At 68.7% G+C, this 18,438-nt stretch carries 17 protein-coding genes; 10 read left to right on the top strand and 7 right to left on the bottom strand.

Features of this window, described 5'->3' with window-relative positions; all coding sequences use genetic code 11:
• From ASC78_RS25460 to ASC78_RS25435, 6 genes are all read left to right on the top strand, one after another.
• On the top strand, positions 1-387 hold the full coding sequence (locus tag ASC78_RS25460; protein ID WP_055808043.1) for a VOC family protein: 387 nt from the start codon (positions 1-3) through the stop codon (positions 385-387).
• A 61-nt stretch (positions 388-448) separates the two neighbouring features.
• On the top strand, positions 449-1,555 hold the full coding sequence (locus ASC78_RS25455) for a BMP family ABC transporter substrate-binding protein (protein ID WP_055808041.1): 1,107 nt from the start codon (positions 449-451) through the stop codon (positions 1,553-1,555).
• A gap of 13 nt (positions 1,556-1,568) precedes the next feature.
• Entirely contained in the window at positions 1,569-3,101 is a 1,533-nt protein-coding gene (locus ASC78_RS25450; RefSeq protein WP_055808038.1) for an ABC transporter ATP-binding protein, read from the top strand.
• Positions 3,094-4,245 (top strand): ABC transporter permease, encoded by a 1,152-nt coding sequence (locus ASC78_RS25445; RefSeq protein WP_055808036.1) that lies wholly within the window; start codon positions 3,094-3,096, stop codon positions 4,243-4,245. Before ASC78_RS25450 ends, ASC78_RS25445 begins: the two co-directional genes overlap by 8 nt.
• Complete coding sequence (locus ASC78_RS25440) at positions 4,242-5,174, top strand: ABC transporter permease (RefSeq protein ID WP_055808035.1); 933 nt, start codon at positions 4,242-4,244, stop codon at positions 5,172-5,174. Before ASC78_RS25445 ends, ASC78_RS25440 begins: the two co-directional genes overlap by 4 nt.
• Complete coding sequence (locus ASC78_RS25435; protein ID WP_055808033.1) at positions 5,171-5,845, top strand: cysteine hydrolase family protein; 675 nt, start codon at positions 5,171-5,173, stop codon at positions 5,843-5,845. Before ASC78_RS25440 ends, ASC78_RS25435 begins: the two co-directional genes overlap by 4 nt.
• A gap of 4 nt (positions 5,846-5,849) precedes the next feature.
• Here the strand turns inward: ASC78_RS25435 and ASC78_RS25430 are convergent, their stop codons facing one another.
• Positions 5,850-6,617, bottom strand: a complete 768-nt coding sequence (locus ASC78_RS25430; RefSeq protein WP_055808031.1) for a hypothetical protein — start codon at positions 6,615-6,617, stop codon at positions 5,850-5,852.
• A gap of 46 nt (positions 6,618-6,663) precedes the next feature.
• Here ASC78_RS25430 and ASC78_RS25425 point away from each other — a divergent pair, with 46 nt between their 5' ends.
• The 3 genes from ASC78_RS25425 to ASC78_RS25415 are packed head-to-tail and all read left to right on the top strand — an operon-like array spanning position 6,664 to position 8,729.
• On the top strand, positions 6,664-7,266 hold the full coding sequence (locus tag ASC78_RS25425; RefSeq protein WP_157634523.1) for a LemA family protein: 603 nt from the start codon (positions 6,664-6,666) through the stop codon (positions 7,264-7,266).
• Between the two features lie 12 nt (positions 7,267-7,278).
• Complete coding sequence (locus tag ASC78_RS25420) at positions 7,279-8,208, top strand: TPM domain-containing protein (RefSeq protein ID WP_055808029.1); 930 nt, start codon at positions 7,279-7,281, stop codon at positions 8,206-8,208.
• A 2-nt stretch (positions 8,209-8,210) separates the two neighbouring features.
• Positions 8,211-8,729: a TPM domain-containing protein gene (locus ASC78_RS25415; protein WP_055808027.1), complete on the top strand. Its 519-nt coding sequence runs from the start codon at positions 8,211-8,213 to the stop codon at positions 8,727-8,729.
• Positions 8,730-8,850: 121 nt separating this feature from the next.
• Here ASC78_RS25415 and pdeM read toward each other — a convergent pair whose 3' ends face one another.
• A complete protein-coding gene (gene pdeM / locus ASC78_RS25410) occupies positions 8,851-9,540 on the bottom strand; it encodes a ligase-associated DNA damage response endonuclease PdeM (protein ID WP_082517658.1) in 690 nt (229 codons plus the stop codon).
• Between the two features lie 76 nt (positions 9,541-9,616).
• Between pdeM and trxC the strand changes: the two genes are divergently transcribed.
• Entirely contained in the window at positions 9,617-10,066 is a 450-nt protein-coding gene (gene trxC, locus ASC78_RS25405; RefSeq protein ID WP_055808025.1) for a thioredoxin TrxC, read from the top strand.
• A 10-nt stretch (positions 10,067-10,076) separates the two neighbouring features.
• On the opposite strand, the gene ASC78_RS25400 is transcribed toward trxC, so the two are convergent.
• The 5 genes from ASC78_RS25400 to ASC78_RS25380 all read right to left on the bottom strand — a co-directional run bounded on the left by ASC78_RS25400 (position 10,077) and on the right by ASC78_RS25380 (position 18,382).
• Entirely contained in the window at positions 10,077-12,830 is a 2,754-nt protein-coding gene (locus ASC78_RS25400) for a ligase-associated DNA damage response DEXH box helicase (protein ID WP_055808023.1), read from the bottom strand.
• Entirely contained in the window at positions 12,827-14,482 is a 1,656-nt protein-coding gene (locus ASC78_RS25395) for an ATP-dependent DNA ligase (RefSeq protein ID WP_055808021.1), read from the bottom strand. The genes ASC78_RS25400 and ASC78_RS25395 overlap by 4 nt, the downstream gene beginning before the upstream one ends.
• A complete protein-coding gene (locus ASC78_RS25390) occupies positions 14,479-15,591 on the bottom strand; it encodes a ligase-associated DNA damage response exonuclease (protein WP_055808445.1) in 1,113 nt (370 codons plus the stop codon). Before ASC78_RS25390 ends, ASC78_RS25395 begins: the two co-directional genes overlap by 4 nt.
• Before the next feature lie 70 nt (positions 15,592-15,661).
• Positions 15,662-16,189 carry a DUF3617 domain-containing protein gene (locus ASC78_RS25385; RefSeq protein WP_082517657.1) on the bottom strand — a complete coding sequence of 176 codons (528 nt, stop codon included), beginning with the start codon at positions 16,187-16,189 and terminating at the stop codon, positions 15,662-15,664.
• A gap of 111 nt (positions 16,190-16,300) precedes the next feature.
• Positions 16,301-18,382, bottom strand: coding sequence for an NAD(+) synthase (locus ASC78_RS25380; protein ID WP_055808019.1), 2,082 nt, complete (start codon positions 18,380-18,382; stop codon positions 16,301-16,303).
• Positions 18,383-18,438 lie beyond the last annotated feature (56 nt).

The raw sequence follows: 18,438 nt of genomic DNA, 5'->3' as shown, positions 1-18,438 counted from the left end.
ATGGCGCATCTGTCTTACGTCAACGTCTTTGCGAAAGACGTGGTCGCGCTCAGCGGCTTCTATCAGCGCGTGTTCGGCTTCCCGGAAATCGAGGCGATCCGATCGCCGATCTTCCGCGGGCTGGACACCGGCAAATCGAGCCTGGGCTTCAATGCGCTCGATGCCTACGAGCTGCTGCACCTGGCCGAATTTTCCGACACGCGCGGCGCGAAGTTTTTGCTGAACATCGATGTCGACAGCAAGGACGACGTGGACCGCATGGTGCCCGTTGCGCTCGAGGCCGGCGCCACGCTGGTGAAGCCGCCCTACGTCACCTACTACAACTGGTACCAGTCGGTGCTGCTCGATCCCGAGGGCAACGTGTTCCGCATCAACTTCATGATGTGACGCATGGCCTCGATCCCTTCTCGCTCTTTTCCTTGACTTGATCTCCACGAAAGGTCGCTCCATGCTGCGCATTCCCACTCACGGCTTCACCTCCGGCCTTGCACTGTCGCTCGCAGCTGGCGGCGCGACGTTCGCGCTGCCCGCAACGGCGGCCGACGGCTTCACGCTCAAGGACAAGCCGAAGATCGCGATGCTCTACTTCGGCCCGAAGAACGACGGCGGTTGGACGCAAGCCTTCGACGAAGCCCGCGTGAAGATCGAGAAGGAAATCGGCCAGAAGATCCAGTTTGTCGAGAACGTGCCCGAAGACGCATCGGCTATCAAGCCGGCGGCCGAGAAGTTCATTCAGCGCGGCGCCAACATCGTGATCGGCACCGCCTTCGGCTATTCGGACAGCTTCAAGGATCTGGCCGCCAAGTACCCGGGCGTAGCGTTCCTGAACGGCTCGGGCACCACCAACGGCAGCAACCTCGAATCCTTCTATGGCCGCACCTACGAGAGCCAGTATCTCTGCGGCATGGCCGCGGGCGCGGCCTCCAAGACCGGCAAGCTCGGCTTCGTTGCAGCCAACCCTTTCGGCGTGGTGAACTGGACCATCAATGCCTTCGCGCTCGGTGCGCAGAAGATGAACCCCAACGCCACCGTCAACGTCATCTACACCGGCGCCTGGAACGACCCGGTGAAAGAACGCGCCGCCGCCGCCGCGCTGATCGACCAGGGCGCCGACGTGATCGGCCAGCACGTCGATTCGCCCACGCCGCAGATCGTGGCGCAGGAACGCGGCGTGTACGGCACTGGCCACCACCGCGACCTGCGCCAGTTCGCGCCCAAGGCAACGCTGTGCTCGTCGGTGTGGGTGTGGGACCGCTTCCTGACGCCCGAGCTCAAGAAGATCATGGCCGGCAACTGGAAGCCCGCGCCTTACGGCGCCTTCATCGAGATGAAGGACGGCGGCACCGACATTGCGGGCTTCGGCCCGGCGGTGCCCAAGGACAAGGCCGCGCAGATCACCGCCGAGCGCGACGCCATCATGAAGGGCAAGCAGGTCTATGCCGGCCCGCTCGCCGACCGCGACGGCAAGGAGCGCGTGGCCAAGGGCGCGGTGCTGTCGGACGCCGACCTCTGGAAGATGGACTGGTTCGTCAAGGGCGTGGTCACGCAGAAGTAAGAAGGCGACGCCAATGCCCAACGCGCTCGAGCTCACCGGCATCCGCAAGTCCTTCGACGGCTTTGCGGCGCTGACCGACGCGCACTTCGAAGCGCGCTGGGGCGAAGTGCATGCGCTGCTCGGCGAAAACGGCGCGGGCAAGTCTTCGCTGATGAACATCGCGGCGGGGCTCTACGCACCCGAGGCCGGCCAGATGCTGGTCGACGACAACGTGGTGCGCTTTGCCGGACCGGCCGATGCGGCCAGGCACCGCATCGGCATGGTCCACCAGCATTTCAAGCTGGTGCGGCCTTTCACGGTGGCAGAGAACATCTTGCTCACCGCGCCGGCGCCTGCGGAGTTTCAAAGCCACGGCGAACGGCTGCGCGAGATCTCGCGCGACATTCGCAACAAGGCCTCGGAGCTGGGCTTCGAGATCGATCCCGCCCGGCGCATCGACGCGCTCTCCATCGCCGAGCAGCAGCGCGTCGAGATTCTCAAGGTGCTGCTCGCGGGTGCGCGCATCCTGATTCTCGACGAGCCCACCGCGGTGCTCACCGACCAGGAAGCCGCGCGCCTGCTGCAGACGGTGCGGAGCCTCGCGCGCGGCGGCTCTGCCGTGGTGCTGGTCACGCACAAGATGGCCGACGTGAAGACGTACGCCGAACGCGTGACGGTGATGCGCGGCGGCCGCACGGTGGCCACGCTGGAGCCGGGCGCCACGCCGGTGGCCGAGCTCGTGAAGCTCACTGTCGGCGAATCCATCGCGACGCAGGGCTTTCAGGCGGCGAAGTCGCCGCGCGGTCCGGTGCGGCTCACGGTGCGCGGCCTGCGCTCGGCCGCGTCGGCGCAGGGCCGCCGCGTGCTCGACGGTGTCGACCTCCAATTGCATGCAGGCGAAATCTACGGGCTGGCCGGCGTCGGCGGCAACGGCCAGGGTGAATTGGCCGGCGCCATCATGGGCCTGCCCGATGCCGGCAGCGCGCTCGAGGGCGAGATCCATCTCGAAGGCCATGGCGATCTCAAGGCCATGGACGCGCCGGAGCGCCGCAACGTGGGCATTGCCGCGATTCCGGCCGACCGCTACGGGCTGGCGCTCGCGGGCAGCCTGTCGGTGGCCGAGAACTACGCCATCGGCCGCGTGCACACGGGGCGCTACGGTCCGGCATGGCATCTGCGGCGCGGCCGCATCCAGGAAGACACGCAGGAAGCGGTGCGCGCCTTCGACGTGCTGGGGGTGCGCTCGGTGGCGCAGAAGGCCGCGCTGCTCTCCGGCGGCAATGCGCAAAAACTGGTGCTCGCGCGCGAGTTCGGCAAGTCGCCCTCGCTGGTGCTGGCGCACAGCCCGAGCCGCGGGCTCGACGTGCGCGCGAGCGCCGAGGTGCATGCGCGCCTGCGCGCCGCGCGTGACGGCGGTGCCGCGGTGCTGCTGATCAGCGAAGACCTCGACGAGGTGCTGCAACTCGCCGACCGCGTGGGCGTGATGGCGCGCGGCCGCATTGCCGGCGAGTTCGCGCAGCCCGCCGACCGGCAGGCCATTGGACAGGCGATGGTGGACCATGGCTGACGCGTCACTCGCCGCCATCGCGCAGCCAGCGCAAACCGATTCGGACGCGGCGCAGCGCGCGCGGCGCCAGCCGCTGGCGCGCCGGCGCTATGCGCTCGAGATTCGCCAGCACATGGGATGGCGGCGGCAGGCGCTGATCCTTGCGGCAGCGCTCCTGGTCGGGCTGGCGATTTCCGCCGCCATTCTTGTGGCTGCCGGTGTTCCCGCGGACGAGCTCGCCAACGAGTTCGTGATGCAGACTTTCTTTGACGGCCAGAACTTTCGCGCCGTGCTGTTCCAGGCCGCGCCCATGATCCTCGTGGGCCTGGCCGGCTCGCTGGCGTTTCGCGCGCGCTTCTGGAACCTGGGGCTCGAGGGCCAGATGATCTGGGGCGCCGTTGGCGCCACGGCCGTTTCGGTGTGGCAGATCGGGCCCGAACCGCTGCGCCTGCCGCTGATGTTCGCGGCTGCCATCGGCTGCGGACTGCTCTGGGTGCTGGGGCCGGCGTGGCTCAAGATCAGGCTCGGCGTGAACGAGATCATCTCCACGCTGATGCTCAACTACATGGCGGCCAACTTCCTGCTTCACCTCGTCTATGGCAGCTGGAAGGACCCGAAGGACAACTTTCCCTATTCGCCGCAGTTCCGCCTCTTCGAGCGGCTGCCCGAACTGGGCGCCGGCGTGAGCAGCGCGATCGTGCTGGCGGCCGTGGTGGCGCTCTTCGCGTGGTGGCTGGTGAGCGTGAGCCGCGCCGGGCTGTACCTGCGCTTCGTCGATGCCAATCCGCGCGTGGCGCATGCCAACGGCGTGCCGGTGCGCCGCACCATCTATGGCGCCGTGCTGCTGTCGGGTGCGATGGCCGGGCTCGCGGGCTTTGCTGTGGCCTCGGGCCAGGAAGGGCGGCTCACGCAGGCCTTCTACCAGGGCTACGGCTTCTCGGGCATCCTGATTGCCTTTCTCGCGCGCAACAACCCGCTGTCGGCCACCGTGGTGGCGCTGCTGGTGGCGGCCTTGTTCGTCACCGGCCGCAGCCTGCAGGTGTTCTACCAGGTGCCGTTCTCGATGGTGCAGCTGATCCAGGCCATCGTCGTGGTGTGCGTAGCGTCGAGCGATTTCTTCATTCGCCACCGGCTGCGCCGCGTGGGCGGGGAGGCGGCGCGATGAGCGGAAGCGTTGTTCTCAACTGGCTCGCAAGCACGCCGGACTTTGCGGTGCCGTACGCACTCGCAGCGCTGGGGCTCATCATCAGCGAGCGCGCGGGCGTGCTCTCGCTCGGCGCCGAAGGGCTGATGCTGGTCGGCGCGCTGGCCGGCATCGGCGCGCAGCTGGCGCTCGGGCAACCGGCCGTGTCGCTGGTGCTGGCCATGCTCGCGGCCAGCGCGGTCTCGCTGCTGTTCGCGGTGATGGTGATCTGGCTGCGCGTGAACCAGGTGATCGCGGGGCTCGCGCTGGTGTTCTTCTGCCAGGGCCTCACGGCGCTCGTCGGCTCGCTGGCCGAATGGACCAACCACGCCACCGAAGGCATCGGCGGCATGGCGCTGTGGCCGCTGTCGCTGCTGCCCGGCGTGGGCCGGCTGTTCGAACAGAACGCCATGGTGTGGCTCACGCTGCCGATCTTCGTTGCGGTGGCCTGGTTCTTCTCGCGCACCTCGACCGGGCTGCGGTTGCGGGCGGTGGGCGAGAACCCGCAGGCGGCCGATGCGGCCGGCCTCCGCGTCGCCCTGTGGCGGCTGGCGGCGGTGCTCGCGGGCGCGGCGCTGGTGGGCCTGGCCGGCGCGTACATCTCGGTGGTCAGCACCAAGCTCTGGATCGCGGGCATGACCGGCGGGCGCGGCTGGATCGCCGTGGGGCTGGTGATCTTCGCGCGCTGGTCGCCATGGAAGGCGCTGGTGGGCGCCCTGTTGTTCGGCTGCATCGAGGCGCTGATTCCGCAGCTTGCGGCGGCTGGCGTGCAGCTGCCGCAGTACTTCGTGATGATGACGCCGTATGCCGTGACGCTGGGCGTGATGGTCTGGGTGGCACTGGCCCGGCGCGGCGGCGACGATGAACCCGGCGCGCTCGGCCAGCCCTATGTGCGGGAGGAACGGCGATGAAGGCCTGGGTCTACGACGAAGAGCGCGAGCTCGACGCGGCGCAGTTCGCCGATTACCTGAACCCGGCCACCACCGCGGTCGTGTCCATCGACATGCACCGCGGCCATCTGGACGACAGCCCCGACTGCCCGTGCCCCGCGCCGCGGGCGCGCGACGTGGTGGCGCCCATCGACAGCTTTCATGATTCGGCGCGCGCGCTGGGCGTTCGCATCGTGCACGTCAAGTCGGTGCTGCGGCCTGGCGGCGTGGACGACGTCCAAGGCATTCCGTCGGCCTGGCGCCGCACCTTTCCGCTGCACGTGGGCGCGATTCCGAACGCCGATGCGCATGCCATCGAAGGCTCGCGCTGGACCGAGTGGGTGACGCGCGTCGAGCCCGGGGACATGCGCGTGGAGACCAAGCGCCGGCTGTCAGCCTTCTATCCGACCGACCTCGACTTTCTGCTGCGCAACCAGCGCATCGAGACGGTGGTGCTGAACGGCGGCTTCACCGACTGCTGCGTACTCAACACGGCCTTCGACGCCAACAACCACAACTACCGCGTGATCGTGATGCGGGACTTGGTGCGCGGCACCGATGCGCACCTGGAGAGCGCGGCACTCGCGATGGTGTCGCTGCACCTCGGCCTCGTGATGGATTCGGCCGAACTGGTGCGCCGCTGGCGCGGCTGACAGCTCAGCCGGCCAGACCCAGCCAGCGCCGGGCGACGGCGTGCATGTCGCCTTGCGCGGACTCCCACACGACCTCGGGCGCCGCCACGTGCACGCCGGGCGGCGCGATGCGCAGCGACAGGTCGACCAGCTCGGCCACCTTGGCAGCGCGCACCGGTTGCTCGCTGCTCGGCACCATGAAGCGCACGATGGACAGCATCCAGGCAGCAAGCCTTTCCGCGGGGTTGGCGAACTTCGCGTTCAGCGGCTTGCGCGCCGAGCGCACGAGGATCACGCGATCGAAGCCGTTGGCGACCACGGCCTGCTCGTCGAGGCTCGCAAGGCCGCGCTTGAGCGCCTCGGGCAGCTTGCCCTGGTCGTGCGGCTGCACGATGGCCAGCGTCCGCACGCCGCAGGCGCGCAGCCAACGCGAGAGTTCGGGCAGGTCCGAAGGCTGCGGCATCCAGAGCGCGCGCTCGCGGTCGTGGTACATCCGCGGCGGGTCGAAGGCGATCACCGCGGTGTCGGCCGAGGTGAGCGGCCATTGCGCGATCGGGAGGTCCGGGCTCAGGCAGCTTTCGACGCCGCGCATTCCGTCGCGAATGGGTTCGCGCGACAGCACGCGCACATGGGCGAAACGATGACTGCCCGCGAGCCGGCGCAGCAGCTCCTGCCCCAAGGCGCCGGTCGCGCCGGCAATCAGCAGGGTGCCGGCGTTGGCGGAGTTGGCGGCGGCCACGGATACGCCCGAGCGGTTGGCAGCCTGCAGCGCTTGAAGTGGATCGATGGCCATGGAGACATCTATGCTACCTTCCGGCAATTCTGCGGAGGTAATGCAAATGTCGATCGTGAAACGCTGGTTCCTGATTCTTGCTGCGGCCCTGTCCCTGAGCGGATGCGGCTACAACGATTTCCAGTCGCTCGACGAGGCCAGCAAGTCGGCCTGGAGCGAGGTGCTCAACCAGTACCAGCGGCGCGCCGACCTGGTGCCGAACATCGTGGCCACCGTGAAGGGCGAAGCCAGCTTCGAGCAGGACACCCTCACCAAGGTGATCGAGGCGCGCGCCAAGGCCACCTCGATCCAGGTGACGCCCGAGACGCTCAACAACCCGGAAGCCTTCAACAAGTTCCAGCAGGCGCAGGGCGAGCTTTCCTCCGCGCTGTCGCGGCTCATGGTGGTGGCGGAGCGCTATCCGGAGCTGAAGGCCAACCAGGCTTTCCGTGACTTGCGCGTGACGCTCGAGGGGACCGAGAACCGCATCACCGTGGCGCGCAACCGCTACATCGAGACCGTGCAGAAGTACAACGTGCTGGCGCGCAGCTTCCCGACCAACATCACCGCCAAGATCTTCAGCTACGACCCCAAGCCCAACTTCTCGGTGCAGAACGAAGCGCAGATCTCGACGCCTCCCACGGTCGACTTCAGTACACCCAAGAAGTAAGACCCCCGCCCGATGGCACTTGCCCTGATCCGCCGTGCGCTGGCCGCCGTGCTGCTGGCGGCGATGGCGTGGGCGGGCCTTGCGACAACCGCCTGGGCGCAGGACCTGCTGCCGGTGCCCACGCTCACGTCGCGGGTGATCGACCAGACCCAGACGTTGGCCGAATCGGAGCGCGCCGATCTCGAAGCCAAGCTGGCCGCTTTCGAGCAGCGCAAGGGTTCGCAGATCGTGGTGCTGATGGTGGCCACCACGCAGCCCGAAGACATTGCGAGCTATGCCAACCGCGTTGGCAATGCCTGGAAGATCGGGCGCAAGGAGGTCGGCGACGGCATCCTGGTGATCGTGGCCAAGAACGACCGCAAGATGCGCATCGAAGTGGCCAAGACGCTCGAAGGCGCGGTGCCTGATCTGGCGGCTATCCGCATCATCGACGAGGAGATGAAGCCGCGCTTCCGCAACAACGACTTTGCGGGTGGGCTGAACGCGGCGGTGGCCCGGCTCATCGGGCTGGTCGATGGCGAGGCGCTACCGGCGCCTGCCAGCGGCAAGAACCAAGACGCCAGTGACGGAATCGACTGGGAGAACCTTGCGATCTTCCTGTTCGTCGGCGTCTTCATCGCGGCGCCCATCGTGCGCTCGATCGTCGGCAAGAAGCTGGGATCGGTGGTCATGGGCGGCGGCATCGGCGCGGTGGCCTTCTTCCTCACGACCAGCGTGGTCATCGCGGTGCTGGCGGGCTTTGTCGCCCTCATGGTGTCGCTGTTCTCGGCCGCGGCCACGGCGGGTGCCGGGCGCCGCGGCGGTGGTGGTGGCGGCTTCGGAGGCTGGGGTGGCGGCGGTGGCGGTGGCGGCTGGAGCAGTGGCGGCAGCACCGGAGGCGGTGGCTTCAGCTCCGGCGGCGGCGGCGATTTCGGGGGCGGCGGCGCCTCGGGGGATTGGTAGGCATGGCATCGCTCTTCTCGAAGCTCGGCCGCATCTGGCGCCACCAGTGGATGGACGAGGCCGATGTGCGGCGCGTGCTGCCCGATGCCGCCATGGAGCGCCTGGCGGCGCGCGTCGGCGCGAGCGAGCGGCGCCATAGCGGCGAAATCCGCATCTGCGTGGAGGCGGGCTTGCCCCTGTCCTACCTGCGGCGGAACGCCTCAGCGCGCGAGCGTGCCGTGACGCTGTTCGGCAAGCTCCGCGTATGGGACACCCAGCACAACAACGGCGTGCTCATCTACTTGCTGCTGGCCGAGCACGCGATCGAGATCGTGGCCGACCGCGGGATCGACGCGCACGTGGACGATGCCGAATGGGCCGCGATGACACAACGCATGGGCGCGTCATTCCGCGAAGGCCGCTTCGAGGATGGGCTCACGCAGGCGCTGGAAGAAATGTCGGCCTTGCTGGTGACGCACTTTCCGCTGACGGACAACCAGCCGGACACCAACGAACTGCCGGACGCGCCCGTCGTTCTTTGACCTTGCTTTCTTTTCTCCCCTCCCGGGGGAGGGTTGGGGTGGGGGCAAGCGGCATTGCCATTGGGCACGCTCTGCCTGCCCCCATCCCAGCCTTCCCCCAACAGGGGAAGGAGCAAATCCCTCAGTCCGATGCGGGCAGCGCCCACACGGTCTGGCCGCCCACCGCATAGAAGCGCGTCCCCGGCGCCCGCTCCATCAACCATCCTCCGGTGAACTCGCCAAAAGCCGGCAGCACGGCCTGGTGCGCATAGCTCGCGAAGCACGGCAGCCGCACGCTGTCGCGCCCCGGTCCGTGCAGCCGGCACACCGGATGCAGGTGCCCGGCCAGCACGAAATGCGTGGCATGCGTTTGCGGATGGTGGCAGCAGGCAAAAGGCCCGAGCAGATAGGGCTCGTCGACGACCTCGATGCCGAGAGCGGCGGGCGGATCGCCCGCGCGGCTGTCGTGGTTGCCCCGCACCAGCGTCATGGCGGTGGCCGCATGCGCGGCGCGCCAGACGGCCAGCGCCGCAAGCACCTGGGGCGTGCGAGCCTGCACGGCATGCAGGAAGTCGCCGAGAAACACGAGGCGCTCCGGCGCGTGCTCCTCGATCAGCGCATCGAGCCGGGCCAGGTTCTGCTGCGTGGTGCCGCCCGGCACCGGCTGGCCCAGCGCGCGGTAGGTCGCTGCCTTGCCGATGTGCAGGTCGGCAATGAAGAGCGCGCGTCCGGCAGGCCACCAGAGGGCGCGCTCCGGCAGCAGATGCAGCAGCTCGCCGGTCCACTGGACCTGGAGCGCCGACGCGGAAAGACGAATGTCAGAGGCGGTCACGGGCAACGAGTGTCGCAAAAGATGGAGGGAACGGCGGCCGACTTGCAATTCACCCCGCAAGCCCCAGTTTTTCGGTATGACCGAAACGCCTCCGCTGCACATCGTCTGCCCGCACTGCCACACCACCAACCGCGTGCGCGCGGCGCAGCTGGGCAGCGCGCCCGACTGCGGCAGCTGCCACCGGCCGCTGTTCACCGGCCATTCGACCGCGCTGCCAGACGAAAAGACCTTCGACCGCCACATCGCGCGCAACGAGATCCCGGTGCTGGTGGACTTCTGGGCTCCCTGGTGCGGCCCGTGCCGCCAGATGGCGCCGGCCTACGAACAGGCCGCCGCCCAGCTCGAACCGCGGGTGCGGCTGGCCAAGGTCGACACCGAAGCCGTACCCAACCTGGGCGCGCGCTTCAACATCCGCAGCATTCCGACGCTGGCGCTGTTTCGTGGCGGCCGCGAAGTCGCGCGGCAGGCCGGTGCCATGGGCGCAGCGGACATCGTGCGCTGGGTCAAGTCGCACGGCGCGGGCTGAGCCCGGCGGCTCACAGCGGCGGCAACGGCCGTGACCGGCGCGACGGTGGCCTGCGCCCCTGGCGCGGCCCGGCCGGCGGTTTGCCCGGCCCTTCCTGGCCGAACGCCAGCGTGCTCTTCACGCGCTCGACTCCTCCCGCGGTGACCACGCCGCCCGCGGCTTTTTCGAGCTGCTCGACCATGCGCGCAATGCGGTCGGCCACGTTCTCGTTCGACAGCTTTTCGCGGAACAGCTCGACCATGAGCGGAAACGAAAACGGCGTGGGCCGTTCGAGCATCCTCAACACCAACTGCTGAGTCGCCATGCGCTCAAGGCTGGCGCGCAGGCGGCCGATTTCAAGCTCTTGCGCGAGCAGCTCCTGCTCGGCCTGCAGCAGCAGCTTGTTCGATGGGTCGTACTTGCGGAACACCTCCCAGAACAGCGACGACGAGGCTTGCAGCTGCCTGCTGCTGCGCTTCTCGCCAGGGTAGCCCTGGAAGATCAGGCCGGAGACGCGCGCAATCTCGCGGAAGCGGCGCTGGGCGAGTTCGCCCGCGTTGAGCGAGGCCAGCACTTCGTGCAGCAGCTGGGCGTGCGCATCCTCGCCTTCGGGCAGGCGCAGCACCTGCGGCAGCAGCACAGGCCAGTCGACCGGCAGGGCACTCAGCAGTTCGAAGCCGTAGTCGTTCACCGCGATAGAGAAGGTTCGCGCATCGTGCTGCGCCACGCGCCAGGCCAGGAGGCTCGCGAGCCCCATGTGCACGTGGCGCCCAGCAAAGGGATAGAGGAACAGGTGCGAACCTTCGCGCGTGACGAGCGTTTCGGCCAGCAGGGTCTGCGGCGTGGGCAGGGCTGACCATTGCTGCTGGATTTCGAGCAAGGGCCGCACGCACTGCAGCTCGGGCGATTCGTAGCGCCCTTCGCCGGCGAGTGCGAGCTGCTGCACCACCGCATCGGCCAGCGTGGTCGACAGCGGCATGCGCCCGCCATTCCATCGCGGTACCGCGGCGCGCTTGCCGGTGGCGCGCCGCACCCAGGCCGTCATGTCGTGGATGCGCACGAGCTCGAGCAACCTGCCACCGAAGAGGAAGCAGTCGCCGGGCTTCATGCGCGCCACAAAGCCTTCTTCGACGCTGCCGATCTTTGTGCCGCCCATGTACTGCACGGCCATGCTGGCGTCGCTCACGATGGTGCCGATATTCATGCGGTGGCGCCGCGCGAGCCGCGCATCCGGCACGCGCCAGACGCCTTCGGCATCAGGCACGGCACGGCGATAGTCCGGATAGGCGGCCAGCGAAGGTCCGCCCTGCGAGACGAAGGACAGGCACCATTCCCAACTCTCCTGCGACAGGTTGGCATAGGCAGCGGTGCCGCGCACTTCCGCATACAGGTCGTCGGGTATGAAGCCGCCACCCAGCGCCACCGTCACCAGATGCTGCACCAGCACGTCGAGCGGCTGCGCCGGCGTGTGGCGCGCTTCGATGTGCCCGGCCGCGATGGCCGCGCGCGCCGCGGCGCCTTCGACCATCTCGATGCTGTGCGTAGGCACCAGCGTGACGCGCGACGGCCGTCCCGGCGCATGGCCCGAGCGCCCCGCGCGCTGCAGCAGCCGCGCCACGCCCTTGGGCGAGCCGATCTGCAGCACGCGTTCGACCGGCAGGAAGTCCACGCCCAGGTCCAGGCTCGACGTGCAGACCACCGCCTTGAGCTCGCCGTTCTTCAGGCCCAGCTCGACCCACTCGCGCACCGCGCGGTCCAGCGAGCCGTGGTGCAGCGCAATGATTCCGGCCCATTCGGGACGCGCCTCGAGCATCGCCTGGTACCAGATCTCCGACTGCGAACGCGTGTTGGTGAACACCAGCGTGGTGCTGCTGGCGGCAATCTCGTCGAGCACCTGCGGCAGCATCGTAAGGCCCAGGTGGCCGCCCCACGGAAAGCGTTCGGCGCGGCCGGGCAGCAGCGAATCGACGACCAATTTCTTGGGCACCTGGCCCTGCACCAGCACGCCCTCTTCATCGCCGAGCAAGGCGTGCATGGCCTCGTGCAGGTTGCCCAACGTGGCCGACATGCCCCAGACGGCGAGTCCCGGGTTCCAACGCCTGAGCCGCGCGAGCGCCAGCTGCACCTGCACGCCGCGCTTGTTGCCGAGCAGCTCATGCCACTCGTCGACCACCACCATCTTCACGTGCCCCAGCACCTGGCTTGCATCGGCGCGCGCGAGCAGCAGCGAAAGGCTCTCGGGCGTGGTGACGAGCACAGTCGGCAGGCGCTCGTTCTGCGCGGCGCGCTCGGCCGACGAGGTGTCGCCGCTGCGCGCTCCGGCGCTCCAAGGGTGCACTTCGTCTCCCAGAGCTTCGAGCGGCTGCTTGATCGCGCGCAGCGTGTCAGCCGCGAGCGCGCGCATGGGGGTGAGCCACAGCACGGTGAGCGGCGGGGACGCGGGCCGCGCGGTTTCCTTCCGGGCTTGCGAGAACACCTGCAGCGCGCCCAGCCACACGGCATAGGTCTTGCCCGCGCCGGTGGTGGCATGCAGCATGCCGGACTTGCCGCCGGCGATGGCTTTCCACACGTCGCGCTGGAACTTGAACGGCTTCCAGCCGCGCGCGGCGAACCACGCATCGAGCGCCGCCTTGACTGCTGCCTTGCTCCTTCCCCCGCTGGGGGAAGGCTGGGATGGGGGCACGCGGCCTTCGACAAGCGGCTGGTCCTTGATACGCCGCTTGCCCCCACCCCTGCCCTCCCCCAGAGGGGGAGGGAGAAATGCGGGGTCCGGCGTGGCGGTCATGATGGAAGCAGCGCGGCCAGCGTCTGCAGGGTATCGGCCTCTGCCACCGGCTTGTCCTCTCGCCAGCGCAGCATGCGAGGAAAGCGCACCGCGATGCCGCTCTTGTGCCGCGCGCTGCGCGCTATGCCCTCGAAGCCGAGCTCGAACACCAGCGTGGGCTCCACGCTGCGCACCGGGCCGAAGCTCTCGACCGTCGTCTTGCGGATGATGGCGTCCACGCGCGCCATCTCGGCATCGGTCAGGCCCGAATAGGCCTTGGCAAAGGGCACGAGCTTGCGGTCGTCCTGCTCGGGCGGGCCGTCCCACACGGCAAAGGTGTAGTCGCTGTAGAGGCTCGCGCGCCGGCCGTGGCCGCGCTGCGCGTAGATCAGCACCGCGTCGATGCTGAGCGGATCGATCTTCCACTTCCACCACACGCCCACGTCCTTGGTACGGCCCACGCCGTACTGCGCGTCGCGGCGCTTGAGCATCATGCCTTCCACGCCCATGCTGCGGGCCGCTTCCCGCTGGCGCGCCAGGTCGCTCCATGCGATGCCCGTGAGCATCGGGCTCGGCAACAGCGACGGATGCTGCACGCGCGTCACGAGTTCGTCGAGCAGCATCCGGCGCTCCGACTGCGGCAGCGCGCGCAGGTCGCGCCCCTCCCGTTCGAGAATGTCGTAGGCCAGCAGCACCACCGGGATCTCGCGCAGCAGCTTCGCGCCCAGCGTCTTGCGGCCGATGCGCTTTTGCAGTTCCGCAAAGGGCTGCACCTTGTCTTCGCGCCAGACGGCGATCTCGCCATCGAGCACCGTGCCGTCGGGCAGCGCCTCGCCCAGCACGGCAAGCTCCGGAAAGCGCTCGGTCACCAGCTCTTCGCCGCGCGACCACAGCCAGACCGCGCCCGCGCGCTTCACCAGTTGCGCGCGGATGCCATCCCACTTCCATTCGACGATCCAGTCGGACGGCGGACCGAGCGCGGCATCGAACTGCTCGACCGGCAGGTTGAACGCATGCGCAAGAAAGAACGGGTACGGCTGCCCGCTCGTCTTCTGCACCTGTTCCGCGCCCGACTCGGGCGCGATCAGCACGCGATAGTCTTCCGCCCGCGGGCGCCCACCGATGTGGGTGTAGCCCATGAGCCGCTGCGCCACGCGCTTGGGATCGATGCCGCCGACCGCCGCGAGCGCATGCGTGACCTGCAGCTTCGACACGCCCACGCGAAACGCGCCGGTGATGAGCTTGAAGTACACCAGCCGCTCCTCGGCCGCGAGTTGCCGCCACTGCGCACGCAGCCGCGCGGGCAGTTCGTCCGGCGCCGCCTTGCCGGCTTCGCGCAGCGGCAGCAGGTGCTCCTCGACCCAGCGGGCCAAGCCGAGGTCGTGCGCCTCGGTGGGCGGCGGCAAGAGCAGCGCGATGGTTTCTGCCAAATCGCCGACCGCCTCGTAGCTCTCGTCGAAGAGCCATTCGGGAAGGCCCGCCGCTTCCTGCGCGAGCAGGCGCAGCAGCTTGTTGGGCACGAGCTGGCGCGGCTTGCCGCCGGCCAGGAAGTACACGGCCCACGCCGCATCGGCGGGGTCGGCTTCGCGCAGGTAGCGCCGCAGCGCGGCTTGCTTGGCAAGGCTCGACGTGCTGGCGTCGAGCTCGCGGTAGAGCGCCGCGAAGTCCTTCATAGCTCTCTTGCTCCTTCCCCCTCTGGGGGAAGGTCGGGATGGGGGCCGGCCGCGTCCACGTCGAGCGCCGCTTGCCCCCTCCCCGGCCCTCCCCCGGAAGGGGAGGGAGCTTCCTGGTCATCTTCGTCGCCGTACTCGGTCTTGAAGCCCTGCGCTTCCAATCCGTTCTCGGTGAGCCAGCGCACCATCACTGCGACGCTGCCGTGGGTCACGAACACCCGGCTGGCGCCCGTGCCGGCGATGGCCTGCTGCAGGCCGGGCCAATCAGCGTGGTCGGACATCACGAAGCCGCGGTCCACGCCGCGCCGGCGGCGCGTGCCGCGCAGCTGCATCCACCCGCTCGCGAAAGCGTCGGCGTAGTTGCCGAAGCGGCGCATCCACGGCGTTCCCTGGGCCGAGGGCGGCGCCAGCACCAGCGCGCGCTTGAGCAGCGCGGCATCGACACCCGGGTCGGTCACGCGCAATGTCTGGGGCAAGGCCACGCCCGCGGCGCGGTACACCGCATTCAGCGGCTCGACGGCGCCGTGGACCACGATCGGCCCGATGGAGGCGTCCACGCCATGCAGGATGCGCTGCGCCTTGCCGAAGGCATAGCAGAACAGCACCGACGCTCGGTCGGCCTCCGCGTTGCCACGCCACCAGGCGTCGATCTCGGCGAACAGCGCGGCCTGCGTGGGCCAGCGGTAGATCGGCAGGCCGAAGGTCGATTCGGTGATGAAGGTGTCGCACGGCACGGGCTCGAAGGGCGTACAGGTGCCGTCGGGCTCGGTCTTGTAGTCGCCCGAGGCCACCCACACGCGCCCACCGTGTTCGAGGCGAACCTGCGCCGAGCCCAGCACATGGCCGGCCGGATGCAGCGAGACGCGCACGCCGTGGTGCTCGATGGCTTCGCCGTAGTCCAGCGTCTGCAGGCTGATCTCGCCCAGCCGCGCGGCAAGCGTGCCGGCGCTGTCCCGGTGCGCGAGGTAGTGGCCGTGGCCGATGCGCGCGTGGTCCGAGTGCGCATGCGTGATGACGGCGCGCGCCACCGGACGCCAGGGGTCGATGTAGAAATCGCCCGGCGGGCAATAGAGGCCTTCGGCGCGGGCGATGACCAGGTCGTCGGGCATGGCGCACATCGTAGGCGGGCGCCCCGCTCTTCGCGCAGACGGGCCGACGCGAAGCTGTGTCGGCGCGAGCCTACTTCTTCCTTGCGCCGCCTGTCATCTCCAGCACGTTCATCTTCATGCCGTTCGGCATCATCATGTCGCCCGGCTTCTGGCCGGCCTTGCAGGGCCCGACCCACTTGGCCTCGACGATGGCCGTGCCTTCCTTGCGGCCCATCATCGGCGGGTTGTAGCTGGAGCGGCTTTCCATGCGGTAGCCGGTGCCGAAGTCGCCCGTGATCACCGAATGCGTGGTGGCGGTGGTGTTGCCCATCCTGCACACCGAGTCGACCACGATCCTGCCGCCCTCGGTACGCATGTCCTGCTTGGAGCAGGCTTGCTGGCCGGAGCTGCTGCCCATCTCGCGCATGGCCTTGTCGGTGGCGCCATCGATGCACTGCTGGGTCTGCATGGCGGGGGTCTTGGACGCGCCGTCGTCCGACTGGATCGACAGCTCCCAGAGCCCCGGCTTGCGCGGCGGATAGTCGAGCGCGTGCGCCGCGCCGGCAACGAAGAGGAGGCAGGTCGCGGCGGCGATCCCGAAGCGGGTGTGGGTCTTCATCGTGTACTCCAGCAGAGACGGATCAGAAATGAAAGCCAGCCGCTTTCTAACCCACAAGCCCCCATCGGCGGAATACGGCAATCGGCCAGCAGCCCATTGGCCGCCCTGCGCTCAGCGCTCCGGCACGCGCTTCAGGTCCTCGAGCCAGACCTCCGCTTCCGAGTCGCTCGGCGCGCGCCAGTCGCCGCGCGGAGACAGCGAACCGCCCGAGCCGACCTTGGGCGCGTTCGGGACGCAGGAGCGCTTGAATTGGCTGATCTTGAAGAAGCGATAGAGGAAGGTGCCCAGATGGCGCTTGATGTCGGCCAGCGCGTACTCGTTGCGCGCCGGCTGCAGGTCGTTCTCGGGCCAGCGTCCGCGCGTGCGGTCGCCCCACGCCGCATGGGCGAGGAAGGCGACCTTGGTCGGCCTGAAGCCATAGCGCAGGATGTAGTAGAGATGGAAGTCCTGCAGCTCGTAGGGGCCGATCACATCCTCGGTGCGCTGGCCGGGCTGCTTCGACGACCCGTCGGGGGCATCCTTCTTTGCGTCGTCGGGAATGAGCTCGGGACTGACCTCGGTCTGGAGAATATCGCGCAGCACCGCGCTGCCGTCGGCACCCAGCACCCCGGTTGCCGCGACCCAATGCACCAGGTGCTTGATCAGCGTCTTGGGCACGCTCGCGTTCACGTTGTAGTGCGACATGTGGTCGCCGACGCCATAGGTGCACCAGCCCAGCGCCAGTTCGCTCAGGTCGCCGGTGCCGACCACGATGCCGTTGTGATGATTGGCAAGCCGGAACAGGTGGCTGGTGCGCTCGCCGGCCTGCACGTTCTCGAAGGTGATGTCGTACTGCGGCACGCCCTGGCCGAACGGATGGCCGAGGTCTTCCAGCATCTGGCGGCAGCTCGGACGGATGTCGATCTCGCGCGCCGTGCAGCCGATGCTGGTCATGAGGCGGTGCGCCTGCGCGAGGGTGCGGCCGCTCGTGGCGAAGCCCGGCATGGTGAAGCCGAGGATGTTGGCGCGCGGCAGGCCGAGCCGGTCCATGGCCTGCGCGCAGACCAGGAGCGCGTGCGTCGAATCGAGCCCGCCCGAGACACCGATCACCAGCTTGTCGATGTGGCTGGCTTCGAGCCGCTGCACCAGCGACTGCACCTGGATGTTGAACACCTCGCCGCATCGCTCGTCGCGCCGCGCCGGGTCCGACGGCACGTAGGGAAAGCGCTCCACCGTGCGCAGCAGGCCGCGCGGCACCTGGCGCGGCGGCGCCAGATCGAACTCGACGGTGCGCCACCCCGCCAGCACGCTCTTGTGCTTCTGGACCGAGGTGCCGAAGCTGTTCTGCCGCATACGCTCGCGCGACAGGCGCTCCAGGTCGACGTCGGCCGCGATGACGTGCGAGCGGTTGCTGAAGCGTTCGCTCTCGGCCAGCATGTCGCCGCCCTCGCAGATCAGCGCCTGCCCGTCCCAGGCGAGGTCGGTGGTCGATTCGCCGATGCCGGCCGACGAATAGAGATAGGCCGCAAGGCAGCGCGCCGATTGCAGGCTGACCAGCCGATGCCGGTAGTCCGCCTTGCCGATCGTGATGTTGGAGGCCGAGAGATTGACCAGCACCGTCGCGCCAGCCAGCGCGGCGTAGCTCGAGGGCGGAATCGGCACCCACACGTCTTCGCAGATCTCCACGTGCAGCTTGAAGAGGGGCATCTGCCGCGACTGGAACAGGAGCTCGGCGCCGAAGGGCACGCGCTCGCCGCCGAGTTCGACGTCGGTCGAGAGCGCGGTGTCGGCGCCATTGAACTGCCGGCCTTCATAGAACTCGCCGTAGTTCGGCAGGTAGGTCTTGGGCAGCACGCCCAGCACGCGGCCGCCCGCCACCACTGCGGCGCAGTTGAAGAGGCGATGGTCCACCCGCAGCGGCAGGCCCACGACGGCCACAGCGCCGGTGTCCCGCGAGGCCGCGGCGACTTCCAGCAGCGCGCGCTCGCAGGCATCGAGCAGCGCCGCTTGGTGGAACAAATCGTCGCAGGTATAGGCCGAGAGGCCCAGCTCTGGGAAAGCGACCAGCACCGCGCCGTCGGCCGCCGCCTCGCGGTACATGCGGATGGTTTCCGCCACGTTGAACACCGGATCGGCCACGCGGTTGCGCGGCACCGCCACGGCCAGCCGTGCGAAACCGTGGGTGTAGGGATTGAGGAACTCGTGCTCGGTCATGAACCGGATTGTGGAGCAGCCGGCGAAAGCGGTCACGACCGCGCGCCGTTGCAGCG

The organism is Variovorax sp. Root318D1, from assembly GCF_001424835.1.
In the GTDB taxonomy this organism is placed as follows: Bacteria; Pseudomonadota; Gammaproteobacteria; order Burkholderiales; family Burkholderiaceae_C; genus Variovorax.
This window is presented reverse-complemented; position numbering and strand designations above follow the sequence as displayed.